Source organism: Pseudomonas marginalis (genome assembly GCF_900105325.1).
Classification (GTDB): Bacteria; Pseudomonadota; Gammaproteobacteria; order Pseudomonadales; family Pseudomonadaceae; genus Aquipseudomonas; species Aquipseudomonas marginalis.
The window spans coordinates 2,232,818-2,254,973 of the sequence record NZ_FNSU01000003.1 but is presented as its reverse complement, the minus strand read 5'-3'; the positions used below and the strand labels follow the sequence as shown (position 1 = coordinate 2,254,973).

The 22,156-nt window shown below is 58.2% G+C and carries 27 protein-coding genes and 1 tRNA gene; 19 read left to right on the top strand and 9 right to left on the bottom strand.

Annotated features, from left to right (window positions below):
- Window positions 1–210: 210 nt before the first annotated feature.
- Window positions 211–405: a carbon storage regulator CsrA gene (gene csrA, locus BLW22_RS19530; protein WP_027604095.1), complete on the bottom strand. Its 195-nt coding sequence runs from the start codon at window positions 403–405 to the stop codon at window positions 211–213.
- 262 nt (window positions 406–667) lie between these two features.
- On the opposite strand from csrA, the gene BLW22_RS19525 reads away from it, so the two are divergent.
- Entirely contained in the window at window positions 668–1,033 is a 366-nt protein-coding gene (locus BLW22_RS19525) for a penicillin-binding protein activator LpoB (protein WP_065927254.1), read from the top strand.
- Between the two features lie 30 nt (window positions 1,034–1,063).
- Here BLW22_RS19525 and BLW22_RS19520 read toward each other — a convergent pair whose 3' ends face one another.
- The 3 genes from BLW22_RS19520 to BLW22_RS19510 form a co-directional block, all read right to left on the bottom strand.
- Window positions 1,064–1,753 carry an endonuclease gene (locus tag BLW22_RS19520; RefSeq protein ID WP_027604097.1) on the bottom strand — a complete coding sequence of 230 codons (690 nt, stop codon included), beginning with the start codon at window positions 1,751–1,753 and terminating at the stop codon, window positions 1,064–1,066.
- A gap of 4 nt (window positions 1,754–1,757) precedes the next feature.
- Window positions 1,758–2,009, bottom strand: a complete 252-nt coding sequence (locus BLW22_RS19515) for a DUF1654 domain-containing protein (RefSeq protein ID WP_174562738.1) — start codon at window positions 2,007–2,009, stop codon at window positions 1,758–1,760.
- Between the two features lie 191 nt (window positions 2,010–2,200).
- On the bottom strand, window positions 2,201–3,289 hold the full coding sequence (locus BLW22_RS19510) for an asparaginase (protein ID WP_010209102.1): 1,089 nt from the start codon (window positions 3,287–3,289) through the stop codon (window positions 2,201–2,203).
- Between the two features lie 555 nt (window positions 3,290–3,844).
- Here BLW22_RS19510 and BLW22_RS19505 point away from each other — a divergent pair.
- The 7 genes from BLW22_RS19505 to BLW22_RS19475 are packed head-to-tail and all read left to right on the top strand — an operon-like array spanning window position 3,845 to window position 10,812.
- A complete protein-coding gene (locus BLW22_RS19505; protein WP_027604099.1) occupies window positions 3,845–4,804 on the top strand; it encodes a sugar ABC transporter substrate-binding protein in 960 nt (319 codons plus the stop codon).
- A gap of 57 nt (window positions 4,805–4,861) precedes the next feature.
- Window positions 4,862–6,415: a sugar ABC transporter ATP-binding protein gene (locus tag BLW22_RS19500; protein WP_074847314.1), complete on the top strand. Its 1,554-nt coding sequence runs from the start codon at window positions 4,862–4,864 to the stop codon at window positions 6,413–6,415.
- Window positions 6,412–7,389: an ABC transporter permease gene (locus BLW22_RS19495; RefSeq protein WP_065927257.1), complete on the top strand. Its 978-nt coding sequence runs from the start codon at window positions 6,412–6,414 to the stop codon at window positions 7,387–7,389. Before BLW22_RS19500 ends, BLW22_RS19495 begins: the two co-directional genes overlap by 4 nt.
- A 3-nt stretch (window positions 7,390–7,392) precedes the next feature.
- Entirely contained in the window at window positions 7,393–8,415 is a 1,023-nt protein-coding gene (locus BLW22_RS19490; protein ID WP_065927258.1) for a LacI family DNA-binding transcriptional regulator, read from the top strand.
- Window positions 8,416–8,438: 23 nt separating this feature from the next.
- Window positions 8,439–9,356: a ribokinase gene (gene rbsK, locus BLW22_RS19485; protein WP_065927259.1), complete on the top strand. Its 918-nt coding sequence runs from the start codon at window positions 8,439–8,441 to the stop codon at window positions 9,354–9,356.
- Window positions 9,353–9,757, top strand: coding sequence for a D-ribose pyranase (gene rbsD, locus BLW22_RS19480; RefSeq protein ID WP_065927260.1), 405 nt, complete (start codon window positions 9,353–9,355; stop codon window positions 9,755–9,757). Before rbsK ends, rbsD begins: the two co-directional genes overlap by 4 nt.
- A 26-nt stretch (window positions 9,758–9,783) precedes the next feature.
- A complete protein-coding gene (locus BLW22_RS19475) occupies window positions 9,784–10,812 on the top strand; it encodes a nucleoside hydrolase (RefSeq protein ID WP_074847313.1) in 1,029 nt (342 codons plus the stop codon).
- A 26-nt stretch (window positions 10,813–10,838) separates the two neighbouring features.
- On the opposite strand, the gene BLW22_RS19470 is transcribed toward BLW22_RS19475, so the two are convergent.
- A complete protein-coding gene (locus tag BLW22_RS19470; RefSeq protein WP_027604106.1) occupies window positions 10,839–11,051 on the bottom strand; it encodes a hypothetical protein in 213 nt (70 codons plus the stop codon).
- Window positions 11,052–11,205: 154 nt separating this feature from the next.
- On the opposite strand from BLW22_RS19470, the gene BLW22_RS19465 reads away from it, so the two are divergent.
- Together BLW22_RS19465 and BLW22_RS19460 are read left to right on the top strand one after the other, a co-directional pair.
- Window positions 11,206–11,511 (top strand): hypothetical protein, encoded by a 306-nt coding sequence (locus BLW22_RS19465; protein ID WP_074847312.1) that lies wholly within the window; start codon window positions 11,206–11,208, stop codon window positions 11,509–11,511.
- Between the two features lie 142 nt (window positions 11,512–11,653).
- Window positions 11,654–11,974, top strand: a complete 321-nt coding sequence (locus tag BLW22_RS19460; protein ID WP_027604108.1) for an I78 family peptidase inhibitor — start codon at window positions 11,654–11,656, stop codon at window positions 11,972–11,974.
- A 73-nt stretch (window positions 11,975–12,047) separates the two neighbouring features.
- On the opposite strand, the gene BLW22_RS19455 is transcribed toward BLW22_RS19460, so the two are convergent.
- Both BLW22_RS19455 and BLW22_RS19450 read right to left on the bottom strand, forming a co-directional pair.
- Window positions 12,048–12,260 (bottom strand): cold-shock protein, encoded by a 213-nt coding sequence (locus tag BLW22_RS19455; RefSeq protein WP_003234260.1) that lies wholly within the window; start codon window positions 12,258–12,260, stop codon window positions 12,048–12,050.
- A 289-nt stretch (window positions 12,261–12,549) separates the two neighbouring features.
- Window positions 12,550–12,864 carry a hypothetical protein gene (locus tag BLW22_RS19450; protein ID WP_027604109.1) on the bottom strand — a complete coding sequence of 105 codons (315 nt, stop codon included), beginning with the start codon at window positions 12,862–12,864 and terminating at the stop codon, window positions 12,550–12,552.
- Between the two features lie 367 nt (window positions 12,865–13,231).
- Between BLW22_RS19450 and thrS the strand changes: the two genes are divergently transcribed.
- The 9 genes from thrS (at window position 13,232) to BLW22_RS19405 (ending at window position 20,687) form a co-directional block, all read left to right on the top strand.
- The gene (gene thrS / locus BLW22_RS19445; RefSeq protein WP_048719014.1) at window positions 13,232–15,154 is read left to right on the top strand and encodes a threonine--tRNA ligase; all 1,923 of its coding nucleotides are present in this window, start codon (window positions 13,232–13,234) and stop codon (window positions 15,152–15,154) included.
- Entirely contained in the window at window positions 15,154–15,705 is a 552-nt protein-coding gene (infC, locus tag BLW22_RS19440) for a translation initiation factor IF-3 (protein ID WP_015884933.1), read from the top strand. Before thrS ends, infC begins: the two co-directional genes overlap by 1 nt.
- 60 nt (window positions 15,706–15,765) lie before the next feature.
- On the top strand, window positions 15,766–15,960 hold the full coding sequence (rpmI, locus tag BLW22_RS19435; protein WP_002553160.1) for a 50S ribosomal protein L35: 195 nt from the start codon (window positions 15,766–15,768) through the stop codon (window positions 15,958–15,960).
- Window positions 15,961–15,989: 29 nt separating this feature from the next.
- A complete protein-coding gene (gene rplT / locus BLW22_RS19430) occupies window positions 15,990–16,346 on the top strand; it encodes a 50S ribosomal protein L20 (RefSeq protein ID WP_003174975.1) in 357 nt (118 codons plus the stop codon).
- A gap of 109 nt (window positions 16,347–16,455) precedes the next feature.
- Window positions 16,456–17,472 carry a phenylalanine--tRNA ligase subunit alpha gene (gene pheS, locus BLW22_RS19425; RefSeq protein ID WP_065927263.1) on the top strand — a complete coding sequence of 339 codons (1,017 nt, stop codon included), beginning with the start codon at window positions 16,456–16,458 and terminating at the stop codon, window positions 17,470–17,472.
- Window positions 17,473–17,498: 26 nt separating this feature from the next.
- Entirely contained in the window at window positions 17,499–19,877 is a 2,379-nt protein-coding gene (gene pheT, locus BLW22_RS19420) for a phenylalanine--tRNA ligase subunit beta (protein ID WP_074847311.1), read from the top strand.
- Between the two features lie 3 nt (window positions 19,878–19,880).
- On the top strand, window positions 19,881–20,183 hold the full coding sequence (ihfA, locus tag BLW22_RS19415; RefSeq protein WP_002553164.1) for an integration host factor subunit alpha: 303 nt from the start codon (window positions 19,881–19,883) through the stop codon (window positions 20,181–20,183).
- Entirely contained in the window at window positions 20,164–20,520 is a 357-nt protein-coding gene (locus BLW22_RS19410; protein ID WP_003174972.1) for a MerR family transcriptional regulator, read from the top strand. The genes ihfA and BLW22_RS19410 overlap by 20 nt, the downstream gene beginning before the upstream one ends.
- Window positions 20,521–20,610: 90 nt before the next feature.
- Window positions 20,611–20,687 (top strand) — tRNA-Pro (locus tag BLW22_RS19405).
- A gap of 89 nt (window positions 20,688–20,776) precedes the next feature.
- Here the strand turns inward: BLW22_RS19405 and BLW22_RS19400 are convergent.
- Both BLW22_RS19400 and BLW22_RS19395 read right to left on the bottom strand, forming a co-directional pair.
- Window positions 20,777–21,889, bottom strand: coding sequence for a phage integrase Arm DNA-binding domain-containing protein (locus BLW22_RS19400; protein ID WP_074847310.1), 1,113 nt, complete (start codon window positions 21,887–21,889; stop codon window positions 20,777–20,779).
- Window positions 21,889–22,101 (bottom strand): hypothetical protein, encoded by a 213-nt coding sequence (locus tag BLW22_RS19395; RefSeq protein WP_074847309.1) that lies wholly within the window; start codon window positions 22,099–22,101, stop codon window positions 21,889–21,891. The genes BLW22_RS19400 and BLW22_RS19395 overlap by 1 nt, the downstream gene beginning before the upstream one ends.
- Between the last annotated feature and the right edge of the window lie 55 nt (window positions 22,102–22,156).

Genomic DNA, 22,156 nt, shown 5'->3' with positions numbered 1-22,156 from the left:
ACGTGCTCCTAAGTGCACACGGATGGCGGGATATCAGTCAGAGGATTCGGTTGCAAAGGGTGTAATAAGTTCCAGGCGTGAAGATAGTTTCATCTTGATGCATGGATGGGCATGCGGCAAAAAGCGCTTCGCGCAACAGAGACAAAAGCAGAGCAAAGAGGTTTTCGCCAGCCGTTACAGTGAACGAAAGGGCTGGCTACTGAGGGCGCTTCAAGGCGTCTGGTTTTTGTCCGGAGCGGACAGACCGGCCTGGATGCGCTGGTAAATCTCCTCGCGATGCACGGCAACATCCTTGGGTGCGTTGATGCCGATTCGTACTTGCTGGCCGCTGACGCCCAGGATGGTGATCGTAATGTCATCACCGATGTTTATGCTTTCACCGACTTTGCGGGTGAGTATAAGCATGGACTTCTCCTTGATTACTTTTAAGGACACATGTTCAGACAGGGCAGGTGTCGTATGTGTGTAGCTTACTGCTAAGCGCGTCCCTGTGACTGCCTCTTTTAGGACGCATAGAGGCGACATTAATTCCCATGGCGGCATCATACAGGTCTGGGATACATCATTCGCATTGTTTAAGCCAACGTTTATGACGGCCAGAATAGACAGTGAATGATAAAGTCGCCTCTTTATCCGTTGAAGGAGCAGGGCAGTGCGTAAAGTAGCGATGGCAATTGCGGTGTTGGCATTGGCCGGTTGCGGTGAAGGCAAAAGCGTCGATGCCCCCAAGGCCAAGCCTGCCGTAACCGAAAGCCAGCCACAAACCGGCGCGATTGCTGCCCAGGAATGGGACCTGCGAGTAGGCCCGCCGGACCACAAGCTGCAGGCAATCACCGACCTGACCGCCTGGTTGCTCGAACACGGGTTCAGTTTTTACATCGTGAAGGTCGACGGCAAGGACGAAGTGCTGCTGGGGCCATTTGCAACCAGGGCCGAGGCCGAGGCCAAGCAGACGCTGCTCAACGAGAAGATGGCGCGGGCCAAGAAAACTGACACGGTGTCCGAGATCATCGAGCACAAGGCCGCGCAGTAACCGCTGATTGGGCGGCATTGCCGCCCCTGTTCAACCGCAGGCTTTCAGGTTAACCGGGCCGACAAACTCATTGCCGCGCCCCATCACGCACGCCACCGTTTGGTTCCGCTGGCGCTCCCAGGCTTGTACCGGATAGGTCTTGTTCCAGGCTTCGTACAACTGGCGATCCTGTTTCGACAGGCGCAAGCCGTACTGCTTGCTCATGTAGAAATACGTGCGTGCGATCATCCCGCGAATGGACGGGCGCGGCATGACCTTCTTGGCCTTGAAATCCACCTGGGTCAGGCACGAACCGTACTGCCCGCTTTGCACCGGCAGCCAGCCAAAACTGAAGTTACTTCGATCTCCATTGACCTCGCCGATGCTCGGCACCAGGTTGTGCAGATCCGCTTCGGCACGCTTGAATACGTCGTCATGGCGGGTGCAGTTCTTGCGTCCGCCGTCCTGCCAGCACTGGCGCTGATGTCCGATCTGCCAGGCCGGAACAATGTGCTCCCACTCGATGCGCGCGGCACGGTTGGCGTTTTTGCGTGGGATGTAGCCGCAGGCTTTCAGGTCAACGCGGTTGCCGGTGTATTTGCAGCCGCAATAGAACTCGGTGGATTGTGGCGCGTACAGCTTCCAGGCGACCTTTTTGGCTTCGCTGAAGGTTCGGGGCGCCTGGGCATGGGCAGTGACAGCAAAAAGCAGGCAGCACACTGCAATAAAACGGGCACTCATTGAATCAATCTTCCTTCGGCACAACCCAGAAAATCTGCACGCCGCCGTCATCCCGATAGGCGAGGGTGACGTTGTCGTTCTCCGCGATTTCCTCCAGCAAGCGCTGCCACTCGTCTTCTGGCTCGTCCGGCAAGCGGAAGATCAAGGCTGCCTTGGCTTTTTGGGCGTTGGTGGAGTTGATGATCTTTTGCACACGAATGGCCAGGCGTTCGTAGGCATCAGGTGGGGTTAGGGCTGCGGAAGAGGACTTTGCCACGGAGTGTTCCTTAATAAGCTGTACGTGCATACAGTATTTAACTGTAGGCAATTTCGCAACTGCTTAAAATTCAATAAGTTCGTCTGACGGCGATTTAGGCGAGTTGATGTAAGGCGGGGAGGTGTTGGTTGCGGGATTTACGCAGGAGGTAGAGGCGGGTAAACCCGCCCCTACAGAGATGTCAGCAGGAATCAATATTCCCAGAACATCCGTTGCAGTTCTTTGCTGTCCTGGGTCTTGGTCAGGGCGACCATTGCCAGAATCCGCGCTTTCTGCGGGTTCAGGTCGAGGGCGGCGACCCAGTCGTATTTGTCGTCCGGCTGTTCGGCATTACGCAGCACCATGCCCCCGGCATTTACGTGGGAGGAACGGATGATCTGCACACCTTGTTTGCGCAATTCCACCAGCGCAGGAACCACTTTGGATGACACCGAACCATTGCCGGTGCCGGCGTGGATGATGGCTTTGGCGCCAGCCTGGGCCAGTGCCTTGTAGGCGGTGTCGCTCACGTTGCCGTAGCCGTAGGCGATTTCAACATCGGGCAGGCTCTTGATGTTCTTGATGTCGAACTCCGAGTCCATGGTGTGACGCTTGGCCGGCAGGCGGAACCAGTAGGACTTGCCTTCAACGACCATGCCCAGCGGGCCCCATGGGCTCTTGAAGGCTTCGGTCTTGATATTGATCATCTTGCTGACGTCGCGACCCGATTGGATCTCGTCGTTCATGGTCACCAGTACGCCTTTGCCGCGTGCGTCCTTGCTGCCGGCCACGGCGACGGCGTTGTACAGGTTGAGCATGCCGTCGGCCGACATGGCGGTGCCTGGGCGCATGGAGCCGACCACCACGATAGGCTTGTCGGTTTTTTCCACCAGGTTCAAGAAGTAGGCGGTCTCTTCCAGGGTGTCGGTACCGTGGGTGATCACGATGCCGTCCACGTCCTTGCTGTCGGCCAGTTCGGCGACGCGGCGACCTAGTTGCAGCAGGTTCTCGTTGTTGATGCTTTCGGACGCAATTTGCATCACTTGCTCGCCACGCACATTGGCGATCTGGCTAAGCTCAGGAACACCGGCGATCAATTGCTCGATACCGACTTTGGCAGCCTGGTACGTCGCACTGTTGGCGGCGCTGGCGCCGGCGCCGGCAATGGTGCCGCCGGTGGCGAGGATCACCACGTTGGACAGTTTGGTCTTGGATTCAACCTCCTTTGCCTGGGCGGCAACGGGGAATAGCAGCAGAAGGGCCAACGCCCCCGGAACAAAGTTCTTCAATGCAGATTTCATTATTTTTCTCTCTGGTTTTTGATGAGTGCTGTAGCAGGTTCATCTAGAACACCTGGGCATTGCTGAATGCCTCCAGGCGCTGTGTAGGAGCAGGATCTGTACCATGCCGAATATGTTCGAGCATATAAATTAACTTGTTGATATATATAAATTTTTATTGATTGAGCGATGAGGTTTTGCTTGCTGGATGTCCGGCTTTCCGAACAACCTGAGGTGTGGCGTTCGGTTGTCCGAAAGTTATGACGAAAGAATCCTGAGTGCCGCGCCAAAACCTGTCGTTTCAGAGAACGACCGAACGTGGCAGATGTTTAAGAGCGGCCTTCGCAGGACGGGAGAGCCGGGGCTGGAGGTCTTGCATGAAAGGCCATGTTCTACCGTTGACAAATCTCGACAAGGTTCTCATAGTTTGGCTAACGCAAACGTTTGCGAGATGTTTCATGAGACCCTTGATTAGAGTCTCCTGTCAGCTCGTATCAGCCACCCGGGTGGGAGGGCCGCCGAAGCACACTTCGGTGCACGCGTTGCTCACAATAATCATAAGATCGGAGTGAACCCATGAAGCTGCCATTCGCTGGACGTCTTCTTGCTGTCGCTGTGCTTGCTGCCGCATCCGCCGCCTTACCTTTCTCCCCTGCATTCGCTGATGACGCTGCCGCCAAACCCAAGGTCGGCCTGGTGATGAAATCCCTCGCCAACGAATTTTTCGTGACCATGCAGGACGGTGCCAAGGCGTATCAGAAAGACCACGCCGCCGATTTCGACATGATCACCAACGGCATCAAGGACGAAACCGATACCAGCGCGCAAATCGGTATCGTCAAGCAGATGATCCTGGCCAAGGTCAATGCCATCGTTATCGCGCCTGCTGATTCCAAGGCACTGGTAAAAGTGCTGGAGGATGCCTCTAAAGCCGGGATCAAGATCGTCAACATCGATAACCGCCTGGACCCGGACGTGCTGAAAAGCAAAAACCTCGATATTCCCTTCGTCGGCCCCGACAACCGCAAAGGCGCCAAACTGGTGGGCGACTACCTGGCCAAGCAACTGGCTGCCGGCGACAAGGTCGGCATTATCGAAGGCGTACCGACCACCACCAACGCCCAGCAGCGCACCGCGGGCTTCAAGGATGCGATGGACGCTGCCGGTATGAAGATCGTTTCCACCCAATCCGGCAACTGGGAAATTGACCAGGGCCAGAAAGTGGCCTCGGCCATGCTGAGCGAACACCCGGACCTCAAGGCGCTGCTGGCCGGTAACGACAACATGGCCCTGGGCGCAGTCTCCGCCGTACGTGCTGCAGGCAAGGCCGGTAAGGTGCTGGTGGTGGGTTACGACAACATCGACGCCATCAAGCCGATGCTGCAGGACGGTCGTGTTCTGGCGACCGCCGACCAGGCGGCTGCGCAGCAAGCGGTGTTCGGTATCCAGAACGCCCTCAAGCTGGTCAAGGGTGAGAAAGTCGATGCCAAGGACGGCATGATCGAAACCCCGGTCGAACTCGTCCTCAAGAAGTAATCCTGGCAGCACCCAACAGCGTCCGCCCGTCCTGGGCGGACGCCTGGAGATTTTCCTATGTCATCTTCCGCTCCGAACGCTGTCCTCTCGGTCAGCGGTATCGGTAAGACCTATGCCCAACCGGTTCTGGCCGACATTACCCTCACGCTTAACCGTGGTGAAGTACTGGCGCTGACCGGTGAAAACGGCGCGGGCAAGAGTACCTTGTCGAAGATCGTCGGCGGGCTGGTCACCCCGACCACCGGGCACATGCAATTCCAGGGGCAGGATTACCGTCCGGCCAGCCGTACCCAGGCTGAAGCGTTGGGCGTGCGCATGGTCATGCAGGAACTCAATCTGCTGCCGACGCTGACCGTGGCCGAAAACCTGTTTCTGGATAACCTGCCCAGCCACTGTGGCTGGATCAGCCGCAAGCAATTGCGCAAAGCCGCGATCGAGGCCATGGCCCAGGTCGGCCTGGACGCCATCGACCCGGACACCCTGGTCGGCAGCCTCGGCATCGGCCATCAACAGATGGTCGAGATCGCCCGCAACCTGATCGGCGACTGCCATGTGCTGATCCTCGACGAGCCCACCGCGATGCTCACCGCCCGCGAAGTCGAGATGCTGTTTGAGCAAATCACCCGCCTGCAGGCCCGGGGCGTGGCGATCATTTATATTTCGCACCGGCTCGAAGAACTGGCCCGTGTCGCCCAGCGCATTGCGGTATTGCGCGACGGCAAGCTGGTCTGCGTCGAGCCGATGGCCAATTACAACAGCGAACAACTGGTCACCTTGATGGTGGGCCGGGAGCTGGGAGAACACATCGACCTGGGGCCGCGCAACATCGGCGGCCCAGCCCTGACCGTGAAGGGCCTGACCCGCTCGGACAAAGTCCGCGACGTATCCTTTGAAGTGCGTGCCGGTGAGATATATGGCATCTCCGGCCTGATCGGCGCCGGTCGTACAGAGTTAATGCGGCTTATCTTCGGTGCCGACCTTGCCGACAGCGGCACTGTGGCTTTGGGTTCGCCGGCCCAGGTGGTGAATATTCGCTCGCCGGTGGATGCCGTGGGTCATGGCATTGCCCTGATCACCGAGGACCGCAAGGGCGAAGGGCTGCTGCTGACCCAGTCGATCAGTGCGAATATCGCACTGGGCAACATGCCGGAAATTTCCGCTGGCGGCCTGGTCAATAGCCGCGATGAAACTGCCTTGGCCAAGCGCCAAATCGATGCCATGCGGATCCGCAGTTCCAGCCCGGCGCAATTGGTGTCCGAACTGTCCGGTGGCAACCAGCAGAAAGTGGTGATCGGCCGCTGGCTGGAGCGCGACTGCTCGGTGATGCTGTTCGACGAGCCCACCCGTGGCATTGATGTCGGTGCCAAGTTCGATATTTATGCCTTGCTGGGTGAATTGACTCGCCAGGGCAAGGCGCTGGTGGTGGTGTCCAGCGACCTGCGTGAACTCATGCTGATCTGCGACCGCATCGGCGTGCTGTCCGCCGGGCGCTTGATCGAGACCTTCGAGCGCGACAGCTGGACCCAGGACGAATTGCTCGCCGCCGCCTTTGCCGGCTATCAGAAACGTGATGCGCTGCTCAACGACGCAGTGCTTAGGGATACCCCATGAAACTAACAACTTCCCCCGGTAAAACCGGCGGCAACTTCTACGGCCTGGGCACCTACCTGGGGCTGGCCGGTGCATTGCTGGCGATGATCGCGCTGTTTTCGGTGCTCAGTGATCACTTCCTGTCCTATGACACGTTCAGCACCCTGGCCAACCAGATTCCTGACCTGATGGTGCTGGCGGTGGGCATGACCTTCATCCTGATCATCGGCGGTATCGACCTGTCGGTGGGCTCGGTATTGGCGTTGGCGGCATCGGCGGTCAGCGTGGCGATTCTCGGGTGGGGCTGGAGTGTCTTGCCGGCTGCCTTGCTCGGCATGGGCTGCGCCGCGTTGGCCGGCACTATTACCGGCTCGATCACGGTGGCCTGGCGCATTCCATCGTTTATCGTGTCCCTCGGCGTGTTGGAAATGGCCCGTGGCGTCGCGTACCAGATGACCGGCTCGCGTACGGCCTATATCGGCGATTCGTTTGCCTGGCTGTCCAACCCGATCGCCTTCGGCATTTCGCCGTCGTTTATCATCGCTTTGCTGGTGATCATTGCCGCCCAGCTGGTATTGACCCGCACCGTATTCGGTCGTTACCTGATCGGTATCGGCACCAACGAAGAAGCCGTACGCCTGGCCGGGATCAATCCCAAGCCGTACAAGATTCTGGTGTTCAGTCTTATGGGCCTGCTGGCCGGTGTGGCGGCGCTGTTCCAGATTTCGCGCCTGGAAGCGGCAGACCCGAATGCCGGTGCCGGCCTCGAGCTGCAAGTGATCGCCGCAGTGGTGATCGGCGGCACCAGCCTGATGGGCGGGCGTGGTTCGGTGATCAGTACCTTCTTCGGTGTGTTGATTATTTCGGTATTGGCCGCCGGCCTGGCGCAGATCGGTGCCACGGAGCCCACCAAGCGCATCATCACCGGTGCCGTGATCGTGATCGCCGTGGTCCTGGATACTTATCGCAGCCGTCGTGCCAGTCGGCGAGGCTGAACCATGGCAACGATCAAGGATGTGGCCGCGATTGCAGGTATTTCCTACACCACCGTGTCCCATGTGGTGAACAAGACGCGCCCGGTGAGCGAGCCGGTACGGATCAAGGTTGAAGCGGCGATCAAACAGCTCGACTACGTGCCCAGTGCCGTCGCGCGTTCGCTCAAGGCCAAGACCACGGCCACCATCGGATTGCTGGTGCCCAACAGCCTCAACCCGTATTTTGCCGAGCTGGCCCGGGGCATCGAGGATTATTGTGAGCGTAACGGCTACTGCGTGATTCTCTGCAACTCCGACGACAACGCGGAAAAACAACGCAGCTATTTGCGGGTTTTGCTGGAGAAGCGCGTCGATGGCTTGATCGTGACTTCGGTAGGCGGTGATGACAGCGGCCTCGCCGCAGGCTTGAGCGCCGTGCGCACGCCCATGGTGATTGTCGACCGGGCTCTGGATGGCATCGATGTCGACCTGGTACGCATCGACCACGAGGAGGGCGCCTACCTGGCGACCCGGCACTTGCTTGAGCTGGGGCATCGGGACATCGCCTGCATCGGCGGCCCGGCCCACACCCGCGTCGCGCAAATGCGCCTGGCGGGTTACCAGCGTGCGCTCCATGAAGCCGGTGTGGCGGTGGTGGCCGATCGCATCCAGGAAAGCGACTTCACCAGCACCGGCGGTTATGCTGCTGCCGTGCAATTGCTGGCGCAGAACCCGCCCAGCGCGATTTTTGCCAGCAACGACATGATCGGCTTCGGCGTGTTGCGCGCGGCGGCGGAGCGCAATATCCGCGTGCCCGGTGAACTGTCGGTGATCGGTTTCGATGACATTCAAATGGGCCGCTACGTGTACCCGGCGCTGACCACGGTCGGGCAGTCGATCCTGCAACTGGGCGAGACCGCGGCCGAGCTTTTACTGCGACGAATTGCAACCCCCCAACTGCCGATCGATCAACGCATCGTGACGCCGAGCATCGTGTTGCGTGAATCGACGGCGCCCGTCGCCGGTGTGTTCGCCCAATACCGCTGAACCGAATTGATGAGTACTGATGTATGCCAGCAAAAGTAGTGGTAATAGGCAGCTTGAACATGGACCTGGTCACCCGCGCGAGTCGGCTGCCCCGTGCCGGTGAGACCCTGGTCGGCCAGACGTTTTCCACGGTGCCTGGCGGCAAGGGCGCCAACCAGGCCGTGGCCTCGGCGCGACTGGGTGCGGATGTGGCAATGATCGGCTGTGTCGGTAGCGATGCCTATGGCACTGAACTGCGTGGCGCCTTGCTGGTGGAAGGTATCGATTGCCAGGCGGTGAGCACCGTGGACGGTTCCAGTGGCGTGGCCTTGATTGTGGTGGACGACAGCAGCCAGAACGCGATTGTGATCGTTGCCGGCAGCAACGGCGAGCTGACACCCGCCTCACTGCAGGCGTCCGATGCGGTGCTGCAGGCTGCCGATGTGATTATCTGCCAGCTGGAAGTGCCGATGGATACCGTGGGCTACACCCTCAAGCGCGGTCGTGAACTGGGCAAGACCGTGATCCTCAACCCGGCGCCGGCCAGCGGCCCGTTGCCCGCCGACTGGTACGCCTCGGTCGACTACCTGATTCCCAACGAAAGCGAAGCCAGCGCACTGAGCGGCGTGACAGTCGACTCCCTCGACAGTGCCAAGGTCGCGGCGACACGGTTGATCCAGGCGGGAGCTGGCAAAGTCATTATTACCCTGGGTGCCCAAGGTGCGTTGTTTGCCGATGGCCAGGGCTTTGAGCACCTGGTGGCGCCCAAGGTCAAGGCGGTGGATACCACCGCTGCCGGCGATACCTTTGTCGGTGGTTTTGCCGCAGCACTGGCCAGTGGCAAAAGTGAAGCCGAGGCCATCCGTTTCGGCCAAGTCGCGGCAGCCTTGTCAGTCACCCGTGCTGGTGCGCAACCCTCCATTCCTACGCTGCATGACGTTCAAGGTTTTGTGCTTTTATGAAAAAGACGCCTCTGCTCAATATCGCCTTGTCGCGGTTGATCGCATCCCTGGGCCATGGTGACATCCTGGTGATCGGCGACGCCGGCCTGCCAGTGCCGCCCGGGGTCGAGTTGATCGACCTGGCGCTGACCCAGGGCATTCCCGACTTCATCAGCACCTTGCGTATCGTGCTCAGTGAAATGCAGGTGGAAAGCCACGTACTGGCGGAAGAAATCCTGCTCAAGCAGCCACCCGCGCTGACGGAGCTGAACGCTTTGGCTGAACAGGCCGCCCTCGGCGAGCGACGTCTGCTCAGCCATGAACAATTCAAGCAACTGAGCCGTAGCGCGCGCGCTGTCGTGCGTACCGGCGAGTGCCAGCCTTACTGCAATATCGCGCTGGTCTCCGGCGTAACCTTCTAGAGTTTCCCAACGACAAGGAGTGTTTTATGCAACGTGGTCTGCCAACCCTGAAAAACCTGTTTCGGAGTGTCCTGCTTTTGTCCGCACTCACTGCTGCCAGCGCCCAAGCGGCGGAAAAAATCGACTTGATCATCGACACTGACCCAGGTGCCGACGACGTGGTGGCCTTGCTCTTCGCCATGGCTTCCCCGGACGAATTGAACATTCGTGCACTGACCACCGTCGCCGGCAACGTGCGCCTGGACAAGACCTCGCGTAACGCGCGCCTGGCCCGCGAGTGGGCCGGGCGTGAAGAAATCCCGGTGTACGCCGGCGCACCCAAGCCGCTGTTGCGCACACCGATCTATGCCGAGAACATCCATGGCAAAGAAGGTATTTCCGGCGTCACCGTCCATGAGCCTAAAAAGGGCCTGGCCGAAGGCAACGCCGTTGATTACCTGATCAAGACCCTGCGTGCGGCCAAGCCTCACAGCATCACCATTGCCATGCTCGGTCCGCAGACCAACCTGGCGCTGGCCTTGACCCAGGACCCGGAAATCACCCAAGGCATCAAGGAAGTGGTGGTGATGGGGGGCGCGCACTTCAACGGCGGCAATATCACCCCGGTTGCCGAGTTCAACCTGTTCGCCGATCCGATTGCAGCCGAGATTGTGCTCAAGAGTGGCGTCAAGCTGACCTACCTGCCGCTGGACGTGACCCACAAGGTGCTGACCAGCGAGGCGCGCCTGAAGAAGATCGCCGACATCAACAACAACGCGAGCAAGGTCGTCGGCGATATTCTCAATGAATACGTCAAGGGCGATATGGAATACTACGGCATCCCGGGCGGCCCGGTACATGATGCCACTGTCATCGCCTATCTGCTCAAGCCGTCCTTGTTCACAGGGCGTCAGGCCAATATGGTGGTGGACAGCCGCGAAGGCCCGACCTTCGGCCAGACCATCGTTGATTGGTACGACGGCCTGAAGCAGACAAAAAATGTGTTCTGGGTTGAGAACGGCGACGCCCAGGGCTTCTTCGATCTGCTCACCGAGCGCCTGGCACGCTTGAAGTAACCCGGTCGACGTTCGCCAGCCGGTTCTTATTCGCGCTCGGGGTCTGGTGCCCCCATGTGATCGGCCGGGTATTTTTCGAATACCTGGCCGATGAACGCCTGTGCCGCCTGGGTGCCGAGTTCCTTGACCAGCAGGTCGATACCGATGATTGCCAGTTCCTCCGGGCTTCCTGGGCTGTAGGAACTTTGTCCTTGGGGCCATTTGGCTTTGATGTCGGCTTGGAGCGTTACGGTGGTCATGGAAGTCTCACGGATTGAAATGCTGGGCAATGCGCTGGAACGCGGCTCTAACCGGCGCAGTTAATCATTTTGCGCGGGGTTTGGCACTGCTACTTAGGCATGAAGCAGGTGCTGTGCGACACTGTCCTCCTGTTTAATTGCCGGGGGACCCCGCGTGCAGATCGATTTGAATAACCCCGAGAACCTGACACTGACCGCCGTGCGTCAACTGATCGCCAGTGCCAGTGATGACGAGCATACCCAGTTGCGTGTAACCAGGGCCGGAATTGCCTACATATCTTCTGGGGTGGTGGGAGGCACTGACATCGATGGCCTGCTGTTCCGCCTGGAGACCTGGGCAAAGGGTTCCGGTTATGTCGGCAATGTCGCGGCCAGCGACGAGGTCTGGGTTACACAGATTTTCAATGCGCTGAAGCAGAACTGGCCGAAGCCGCCGTTTGATTACATCGACGTCTACTGATTGCGCTCATATTTGGTCACGATTGATCGGGCGAATGCCTGCTGATAGTCGGGCAGACTTACCTATCGGCGGTTTACGTTTTGAAACCTATCAGCCAGACCGCTGTCGCACGATCTCTGTTCATTTTTCAATAGGAGGCTTCATGCCTTGGAAGCTCGCATCATTCGGTACTTTGTTGGCAGCACTCGCGTTGGCGGGTTGCAGCACCCCGGGTGCCTCTGAGCCAGCCAAAGACGCCGCCGTGACCGATGCCGGTCATAGCCGCTGTGAGTCGAAGGCCGCCGAATTCAGCATTGGCCAGAAAGCCTCGCCGCAGTTGCTGGAGCAGGCCCGTACCCGTGCTGGCGCACAGAACGCGCGGATCCTCAAGCCCAACGATATGATCACGCTGGAATACCGCTCCGACCGGCTGAACCTGAACACCGATGACAACCTGGTGATCACACGCGTTAATTGCGGCTGATCGTTTCCAGGCTTTTGCAACGCCCATAAAAAACCCCGTCACATGGACGGGGTTTTTTTAGCTCAGCGGAGAATTACTCGCCGCGAACCTGTGCAGCTTGCATACCCTTTTGGCCTTTCTCAGCCACGAAGGAAACGGTTTGGCCTTCTTTCAGGCTTTTGAAACCGTCGCTTTCGATAGCTTTGAAGTGTACGAACAGGTCGTCACCGCCACCTTGAGGAGTGATGAAGCCGAAGCCTTTTTCATCGTTGAACCATTTAACGGTGCCGGTTTGGCGATTAGACATGGTGTATCTCCAAGAAACATATATTTTCAGTAGTGCTGTGCTGCTCAGGCCAACTGGGCACACTGGGCTATCATAGTCGAAATGTTCGGCTTGGGAGCCCCCCCAAGGCATTGTTTGCTAATCAATAGCGTTGCGTTTGCTACTTGTGTCGGCTGAAAGCCCCGATCTACGGGGCTTCGGCGCGAAATATCAGCTGGTAAAAAAAGCCGTAAAAGCTGCGTAATTTGTGCGAAATGGCAGTTTTCAGGCTGTTTTCCTGCCAAAACGGCCGTCTGATCAAGGCCCGATCTTACTTTTTCTTCACGACTTTGCAGGACGAAATAGCCGCGACTGCCTTGTTTTTAAGCTCCGGGCTGGCGTTCTGGTTAGTCATGAGCTCTTTGATTTCCGCAGTGCTCAATTCGGCGTTGATCTTGTCGGCGCCACATTCGCAGTGGGCTTTGGCAGTCTTGACGTCTACGTTCTGGCTGGCGGCCGCGCTGCAGTCGCTGACGAAACTGTCACGGGCACCGGCTGGCCAATTGGATGGAGCGGCAGCCTGCGCGCCGAGGGAAAGGAGGCTCAGGGTAGCGGCGAAAGCGAGGGTCGAGGTAAAACGCATCATGGGATGCTCCTTTGATTCGAGGACGAACGGCGATTCTCAGTGGGTTTGAGGTGTGGCGTACAGCTCAAGTTCACTTTTGCAGCTATAAAGGCTGGAATTTGTCTTTGCAGCGGATACTGCCGGCGCGATGACCGTTCATCTGTGCTAGCATCTTCGGCCTGGCTAATTCCGGGCGCGCCATTTGCCGCCTTGCCATGTTTCTTTTCAGCTCACTCCAGTCACTGTGGTTCGATTATCGGTTGGCCGAAAGGCTCCTGCCGCTGTAAGGCAGGCGTTCATCACTGAACGGCCTGGTGTTGGATCTTGTACTGGCTCATCCCAACCCACGTGACCTTTGGTAGGGGTCACCACTAGGAGAGGAGGCGCCATGCCAACTATTACTCTTCCCGACGGCAGTCAACGTTCATTCGATCATTCGGTTTCCGTAGCCGAGGTCGCCGCATCCATTGGTGCTGGCCTGGCCAAGGCCACCGTGGCCGGCAAGGTCGATGGCAAGCTGGTTGACGCCAGCGACCTGATCACCTCCGATGCCAGCCTGCAAATCATCACGCCCAAGGATCAAGAGGGGCTGGAGATCATTCGCCACTCCTGCGCGCACTTGATTGGCCATGCGGTCAAGCAGCTGTATCCGACTGCGAAGATGGTGATCGGCCCGGTCATCGACGAAGGCTTTTATTACGATATCGCCTACGAGCGTCCTTTCACCCCGGACGATCTGGCCGCTATCGAACAGCGCATGCACGCCCTGATCGAAAAAGATTACGACGTCATCAAGAAAGTCACTCCGCGCGCCGAAGTGATCGACGTGTTCACTGCGCGTGGCGAAGACTACAAGCTGCGCCTGGTGGAAGACATGCCGGACGAGCAGGCCATGGGCCTGTACTACCACGAAGAATACGTCGATATGTGCCGTGGTCCCCACGTGCCGAACACGCGCTTCCTCAAGTCCTTCAAGCTGACCAAGCTGTCCGGTGCCTACTGGCGCGGCGACGCGAAGAACGAGCAACTGCAACGCATCTACGGCACTGCCTGGGCTGACAAGAAGCAGCTGGCCGCCTATATCCAGCGCATTGAGGAGGCCGAAAAACGCGACCACCGCAAGATCGGCAAGCGCCTGAACCTGTTCCACCTCCAGGAAGAAGCGCCGGGCATGGTGTTCTGGCACCCGAACGGCTGGACCCTGTACCAAGTGCTCGAGCAGTACATGCGCAAGGTTCAGCGCGACAACGGTTACCTGGAGATCAAGACCCCACAGGTCGTTGATCGCAGCCTGTGGGAGAAATCCGGGCACTGGGCCAACTACGCCGACAATATGTTCACCACCCAGTCGGAAAACCGCGACTACGCCATCAAGCCGATGAACTGCCCATGCCACGTGCAGGTGTTCAATCAAGGCCTGAAGAGCTATCGCGAGTTGCCGATGCGCCTGGCCGAGTTCGGTGCCTGCCACCGTAACGAGCCATCGGGTGCGTTGCACGGCATCATGCGGGTACGCGGCTTCACCCAGGACGACGCCCACATCTTCTGTACCGAAGAGCAGATGCAGGCCGAATCCGCCGCGTTCATCAAGCTGACCATGGACGTTTATCGTGATTTCGGCTTTACCGAAGTCGAGATGAAGCTGTCCACTCGTCCGGAAAAACGCGTCGGTTCCGACGAACTGTGGGATCGCGCCGAAGCGGCCCTGGCCGCAGCGCTAGACAGTGCGGGCCTTGCGTACGATCTGCAGCCGGGTGAGGGGGCCTTCTACGGGCCGAAGATCGAGTTCTCGTTGAAAGATTGCCTTGGCCGTGTCTGGCAATGTGGTACCTTGCAGCTCGATTTTAACCTGCCGATCCGTTTGGGAGCCGAATACGTCTCCGAAGATAACAGTCGTAAACACCCGGTTATGCTGCACCGGGCGATCCTCGGCTCGTTCGAACGGTTCGTCGGTATCCTGATCGAGCACTACGAGGGTGCGTTCCCTGCGTGGCTGGCTCCGACTCAGGCAGTGATCATGAATATCACTGATAAACAGGCGGATTTTGCTGCTGAAGTTGAAAAAACTCTCAACGAAAGCGGATTTCGTGCCAAGTCCGACTTGAGAAATGAAAAGATCGGCTTTAAAATCCGCGAGCATACTTTGCTCAAGGTTCCCTATCTTTTGGTTATCGGAGATCGGGAAGTCGAGATGCAGACTGTCGCTGTGCGTACTCGTGAAGGTGCTGACCTGGGCTCGATGCCCGTCGCCCAGTTCGCTGAGTTCCTCGCGCAAGCGGTTTCCCGGCGTGGTCGCCCAGATTCGGAGTAATTATTATTAAGCGTGAAATGAGACAAGATAAACGAGCTGCACCGAAAGCCCCGATCAACGAGAATATCTCGGCACGCGAGGTTCGGTTAATTGGCGCTGACGGCGAGCAGATTGGCATCGTCTCGATTGATGAAGCGCTTCGTATTGCAGAAGAGTCCAAGTTGGACCTGGTGGAAATCTCCGCCGATGCAATCCCACCCGTTTGCCGGGTGATGGACTACGGCAAGTCGATCTTCGAAAAGAAGAAGCAGGTTGCCGCGGCGAAGAAGAACCAGAAGCAGATTCAAGTAAAAGAAATCAAGTTTCGTCCAGGGACGGAGGAAGGGGATTACCAGGTAAAACTGCGCAACCTGGTACGTTTCCTGAGTGATGGGGACAGGGCCAAGGTATCCTTGCGATTCCGCGGCCGTGAGATGGCCCACCAGGAGCTGGGGATGGAACTCCTCAAGCGGGTTGAAGCTGACCTGCTCGAGTACGGTTCGGTCGAACAGCATCCTAAGATGGAAGGACGCCAGCTGATCATGGTCATCGCCCCGAAAAAGAAGAAGTAATCAACAGGGCACGGCAGGCCTTCTGATTATGTTTATCAACTGAATGCGGAGTATCCGAACATGCCAAAGATGAAGACTAAAAGTGGTGCTGCTAAGCGGTTTCTGAAAACTGCTAACGGTATCAAGCACAAGCACGCTTTCAAGAGCCACATCCTGACCAAAATGTCGACCAAGCGTAAGCGTCAACTGCGCGGTAGCAGCTTGCTGCATCCGTCTGACGTGGCAAAAGTCGAGCGCATGCTGCGCCTTCGTTAATTTTGGATCAAGAATAGAGGAAGTAACTCATGGCTCGTGTAAAGCGTGGCGTCATTGCCCGTAAACGTCACAAAAAAATTCTGAAACTCGCTAAAGGCTACTACGGCGCGCGTTCACGCGTATTCCGTGTTGCCAAGCAAGCGGTAATCAAGGCAGGCCAATACGCCTACCGCGACCGTCGTCAGAAAAAACGTCAGTTCCGCGCTCTGTGGATCGCTCGTATCAACGCTGGTGCACGTGTTAACGGTCTGTCTTACAGCCGTTTCATCGCTGGCCTGAAAAAAGCGTCCATCGAAATCGACCGTAAGGTTCTGGCTGAACTGGCCGTGAACGAAAAAGCGGTGTTTGCTGCGATTGTCGAGAAAGCTAAAGCCACCTTGGCTTAAGTACCCCCGACAGTCACCCTGGGCTGCGCCTGTAGCCCAAGGTGGTAAACGTCATAAATAGGGGAAGAGCCTTCAAGCTCTTCCCCTATTTTGTATCTGGAGTCTGTACATGGAAAACCTGGACGCGCTCGTCGCTCAAGCTCTTGAGGCTGTGCAAAGCGCTGAAGATATCAATGCCCTGGAGCAAATCCGGGTTCACTACCTTGGCAAAAAGGGTGAATTGACTCAGGTGATGAAGACCCTGGGAAATTTGCCGGCTGAAGAGCGCCCGCAATTCGGCGCGCTGATCAACGTTGCCAAGGAGCGTGTCACAGAGGTGCTCAATGCGCGCAAGGCGACCATGGAGGAGGCCGATCTCGCAGCCAAACTCGCCGCCGAGTCCATTGATGTAACCCTGCCTGGTCGTGGCCAGGCCTCGGGCGGTCTGCATCCGATCACCCGGACTCTGGAACGTATCGAGCAGTTCTTCACCCATATCGGCTACGGCATTGCCGAAGGCCCTGAGGTCGAAGACGACTATCACAACTTCGAGGCGCTCAACATCCCAGGCCATCACCCGGCCCGGTCGATGCACGACACCTTCTATTTCAATGCAAACATGCTGTTGCGCACCCATACCTCCCCGGTACAGGTCCGCACCATGGAAGCGAACAAGCCGCCGATCCGCATTGTCTGCCCAGGCCGTGTGTACCGCAGCGACTCCGATATCACCCACTCGCCGATGTTCCACCAGGTCGAAGGCCTGCTGGTTGATCGCGACATCAACTTCGCCGACCTCAAGGGCACCATCGAAGAGTTCCTGCGAGTGTTCTTCGAGAAAGAGCTGGCGGTGCGTTTCCGTCCATCATTCTTCCCGTTCACCGAGCCATCCGCAGAAGTCGACATGGAATGCGTGATGTGCAGCGGTAAAGGCTGCCGCGTCTGCAAGCAGACTGGCTGGCTGGAAGTGATGGGCTGCGGCATGGTTCACCCCAATGTGCTGCGCATGTCCGGGATCGATCCGGAAGAGTTTTCGGGCTTTGCTTTCGGCATGGGCGTTGAGCGTCTGGCCATGCTGCGTTACGGCGTGAACGACTTGCGTCTGTTCTTCGACAACGACTTGCGGTTCCTCGCGCAATTTCGCTAGTCGTAACGAATCTTTAGGAGAGCAGGATGAAATTCAGTGAACAATGGCTGCGCGGCTGGGTAAGCCCGCAGGTAGATCGCGACGCGCTGGTTGCGCGTCTGTCGATGGCCGGTCTTGAGGTCGATAGCGTTACGCCGGCCGCCGGTGTTTTCAGTGGCGTAGTCGTGGGTGAGGTGCTGAGCACCGAGCAACACCCCGATGCCGACAAATTGCGTGTGTGCCAGGTCAGCAATGGCACGGAAACCTTCCAGGTCGTGTGCGGAGCGCCTAACGTGCGCCCCGGCCTGAAGATCCCGTTCGCCATGATCGGCGCCGAACTGCCGGGCGACTTCAAGATCAAGAAAGCCAAGCTACGCGGTGTCGAGTCCAACGGCATGCTGTGCTCCCAGGCGGAGTTGCAAGTAGGCGAGGGCAATGATGGCCTGATGGAGCTGCCGGCCGATGCACCTGTGGGCCAGGACATTCGTGTCTACCTGGAGCTGGAAGACGCCAGTATCGAGGTCGACCTGACCCCGAACCGTGGCGACTGCCTGTCCCTGGCCGGCCTGGCACGTGAAGTGGGCGCGTTGTACAACGCGCCAGTCACTCGTCCAGTGGTTGCCGCAGTGGCTGCGGTCCACGATGAAGTGCGTCCGATCGAAGTACTGGCACCAAACGCCTGCCCACGCTACCTGGGGCGCGTGATCCGCAACGTTGACCTGTCCAAGCCAACCCCGTTGTGGATGGTTGAGCGTCTGCGCCGCGCCGACGTGCGTAGCATCGACGCTGCCGTCGACATCACCAACTACGTGATGCTTGAGCTGGGCCAGCCGCTGCACGCTTTCGATCTCGCCGAAATCAATGGCGGCATCCGTGTGCGCATGGCCGAAGAAGGCGAGAAGCTTGTATTGCTCGACGGCCAGGAAGTCAGCCTGCGCGCCGACACCCTGGTGATCGCTGACCATTCCCGCGCCCTGGCGATTGCCGGTGTGATGGGGGGCGAGCACAGCGGTGTGTCCGCGACCACGCGCGATGTATTCCTTGAAAGCGCGTTCTTCGACCAGATTGCCATCGCTGGCAAGGCCCGCTCCTACGGCCTGCACACCGATGCCTCACATCGCTATGAGCGCGGGGTGGACTGGAAACTCGCCCGCGAAGCCATGGAGCGCGCCACTGGCCTGCTGCTGGAAATCACCGGTGGCGAAGCCGGCCCGATCACTGAGACTGTCAGTGAACAGTATCTGCCGTCCGTTGCGCCGATCACCCTGCGCGCCAAAAGTGTCGAGCAAATGCTTGGCCTGGTCATCGCTCCGGCTGAAATCGAGCAATTGTTGTCGGCCCTCGGGTTGAACATTTCTGCGGGTGGGGAAGGGCAGTGGCATGTTGACGTGCCAAGCCATCGCTTCGATATCAGCCTGGAAGTCGATCTGATCGAAGAGTTGGCTCGCCTGTACGGTTACAACCGCCTGCCGGTTCGTTACCCGCAAGCGCGCCTGGCACCGCAACCCAAGGCAGAAGCGCGTGCGCACCTGCCTGAGCTGCGCCGTCTGCTGGTTGCCCGTGGCTATCAGGAAGCGGTGACCTACAGCTTCATCGATCCGAAGCAGTTCGAACTGTTCAACCCGGGCGTCGAGCCGCTGTTGCTGGCCAATCCGATCTCCAACGACATGGCCGCCATGCGTTCATCCCTGTGGCCGGGCCTGGTGAAAGCCCTTTCCCATAACCTGAACCGTCAGCGAGACCGCGTGCGCATGTTCGAAAGCGGCCTGCGGTTTGTCGGGCAACTCGACGGCCTGAAGCAAGAGCCAATGCTGGCCGGCGTTGTTTGCGGCAGTCGCTTGCCGGAAGGCTGGGCGCAAGGCCGGGATGCCGTGGACTTCTTCGACGTTAAAGCGGACGTGGAAGCGGTACTGGGCTTTGCCGGTGCACTGGACGACTTCACATTTGTGCCAGGCAACCACCCGGCGTTGCACCCTGGTCAGACTGCGCGTATCGAGCGCGAAGGTCGTCTGGTGGGCTTCATCGGGGCCATCCACCCGGAACTGTCGAAAACCCTTGGGCTCGACCGCCCGGTCTTCGTCTTCGAGCTGGTCCTGGCCGAAGTGGCCTCGGGCAAGATGCCTAAATTCAGCGAGTTGTCGCGCTTCCCTGAAGTGCGTCGCGACCTGGCCCTGATCGCCGATCGTGAAGTCGCCGCTACTGCCGTTCTGGATGTAATCCGTGAAAATGCAGGGGAATGGCTGACAGACCTCAGGCTATTTGACGTCTATCAGGGTAAAGGCATTGATCCGCATAGAAAAAGCCTTGCAGTTGGCTTGACCTGGCAGCATCCATCGCGCACTCTTAATGACGATGAGGTGAATACCACGACACAAAATATCCTCACCTCGCTCGAACAAAGGTTAAACGCCACGTTAAGGAAGTGACGTATGGGGGCTTTGACGAAAGCTGAGATGGCGGAACGTCTGTACGAAGAGTTGGGTCTGAACAAGCGCGAGGCCAAGGAATTGGTCGAGCTGTTTTTTGAAGAGATCAGACACGCTCTGGAAGACAACGAACAGGTCAAATTGTCCGGTTTCGGCAATTTTGATCTGCGGGACAAACGCCAGCGGCCTGGCCGCAATCCAAAAACGGGAGAAGAAATCCCGATCACGGCTCGCCGTGTGGTCACCTTTCGTCCAGGGCAGAAGTTGAAGGCCCGAGTTGAGGCTTATGCTGGAACCAAGTCATAACGACGAGCTACCCGTCATCCCAGGCAAACGCTACTTCACCATTGGTGAAGTCAGCGAGCTCTGTGCGGTAAAACCGCACGTGCTGCGCTATTGGGAGCAGGAGTTTCCTCAACTCAACCCTGTCAAACGCACTGGGAACCGTCGGTATTATCAGCGCCAGGATGTGCTGATGATCCGACAGATCCGTGCGTTGCTGTATGACCAGGGGTTCACCATCAGCGGCGCGCGCCAGCGTATGTCCGGTGATGAAGCCAAAGACGACACCACCCAGTACAAGCAACTGATCCGCCAGATGATCTCCGAACTGGAAGATGTGCTGGTGGTTTTGAAAAAATGATTCAGGCTTTTAAAATACTTCCACATTTCAAAAGCTTGCGGTATATTCCTGATCGCTTCGTTGCGAAGCGAACCCAGTAACACGCCTAGTCGGGGCGTAGCGCAGTCCGGTAGCGCACTAGCATGGGGTGCTAGGGGTCGAGTGTTCGAATCACTCCGTCCCGACCATTATTCCTGATTTAAATCAGACACTTAAGCCGATCATATAGATCGGCTTTTTTGTGCCTGCGCAAAACCCGCGCAAAACTGGCGCAAAACTACCCGGTGATTTCGCTGATATTCAGGTCCGGAATCGCCTCGGACCAGATGATTTCCTCGTGGTCTCGCTGGTAGTTCTTGGTCATTCCCTCGCTCGCATGACCTGCAATCTTCTGCCCATCCTTCCCGGCTTTCTTGTACAGGTGCAGCGACAGCGCTCGTACCTCGTGGAAGCCCGGCATCTCTTCTTCCTTCCACCCCGCGTAGCAGTTCGCAGCCTCCCTGGCCTCCTTGAATGCTCGCGTCAAATACCGCTCCTCAACCTTCGTCCAGTGGTCCTTCGTCTGTGCCTGCTTCTGTTTCAGTCGATCCGGCTTGCGGTGCACCAGGTACGGCGACACAACATCGTCTCGGCATCGGCTAATGACAGCCTGCAGCTCGGGCGTAACCCTGAATCGAATCCAGGCCGCGTCGGTAGCCTTGGCCGTCTTCTTCTGCACGACGTAGAGAAAACCTTCCCTGACCCCATCAAAGCGCATGTCCAGGATGTCTGTGCGACGCTGGGCGGTGATCAGTGCCAGGTCAATTGCATTCTGTAGCCAGGCTGGCGACTTATCCCTGATTGCCTTCAACCCTTCGACGGTGTGCCGTTTACGCTGTTTCTTCTCGATCCTGTTGATGGTGCTGGCTGCTGGGTTGTCAGGGCAAAGACCTTTGGCGGCTGCGTGGTTGAAAATGTCGATCAGCAGTGCCCGAGATTGGTTCGCGGAGCGCGGCGTAATGACGTCCAGCATCTCCGCGATCATGCGGATAGTGATCTGGTCGACCGCTTTGCCCTCAAACTGCTTCCGGAAACGTCGGAAGTGCACGGCATAAAGGCCCAGGGTCCCTTTTGCAAGCTCGCGCGGGGGGAGTACGTCACGCTCGTAGGTATCGAGGAATGTGGCGAACGATTCCGACGACGCAGAGAGCACGGCGCCGACCAGGTCAGCGCCACGCATGAACTCCAGGTTCAGTTGTTTGGCGGCATCGATCGCTTTGATGCGATCGCCGCCGAACTGGAACCACTTCCCATCGGTCGGCCGACGGTAGCGGTATGTCGACCGTCTCGCATCGAAGTATAGGTTCTGCGGGAGGCTCTTATTCGCCTTGTTCCGCGGCCGGGGTGCCATCATGCAGCTCCTTTCAATACCATCGCCACCAGGTCGTTGCCGTCCGAGCGGGTGAAGGCGATCCAGTCAACGTACCAAAGCTTCCCGATCTGCTCGCCAGGCACCAGACCGTTGCGGATATGATTGCGAATTGCCTGGGAGCAGGGCGGGGTGCCGTTTTCACCCCAGCGCCGTCGCTGGAATTCGCTGATTTTGATGAGCTCTTTTCGCATATGTATTTCCTCGAGTGTCGCGACACGTTTTCGTTGTTCGCGAACCGTGTCGCGA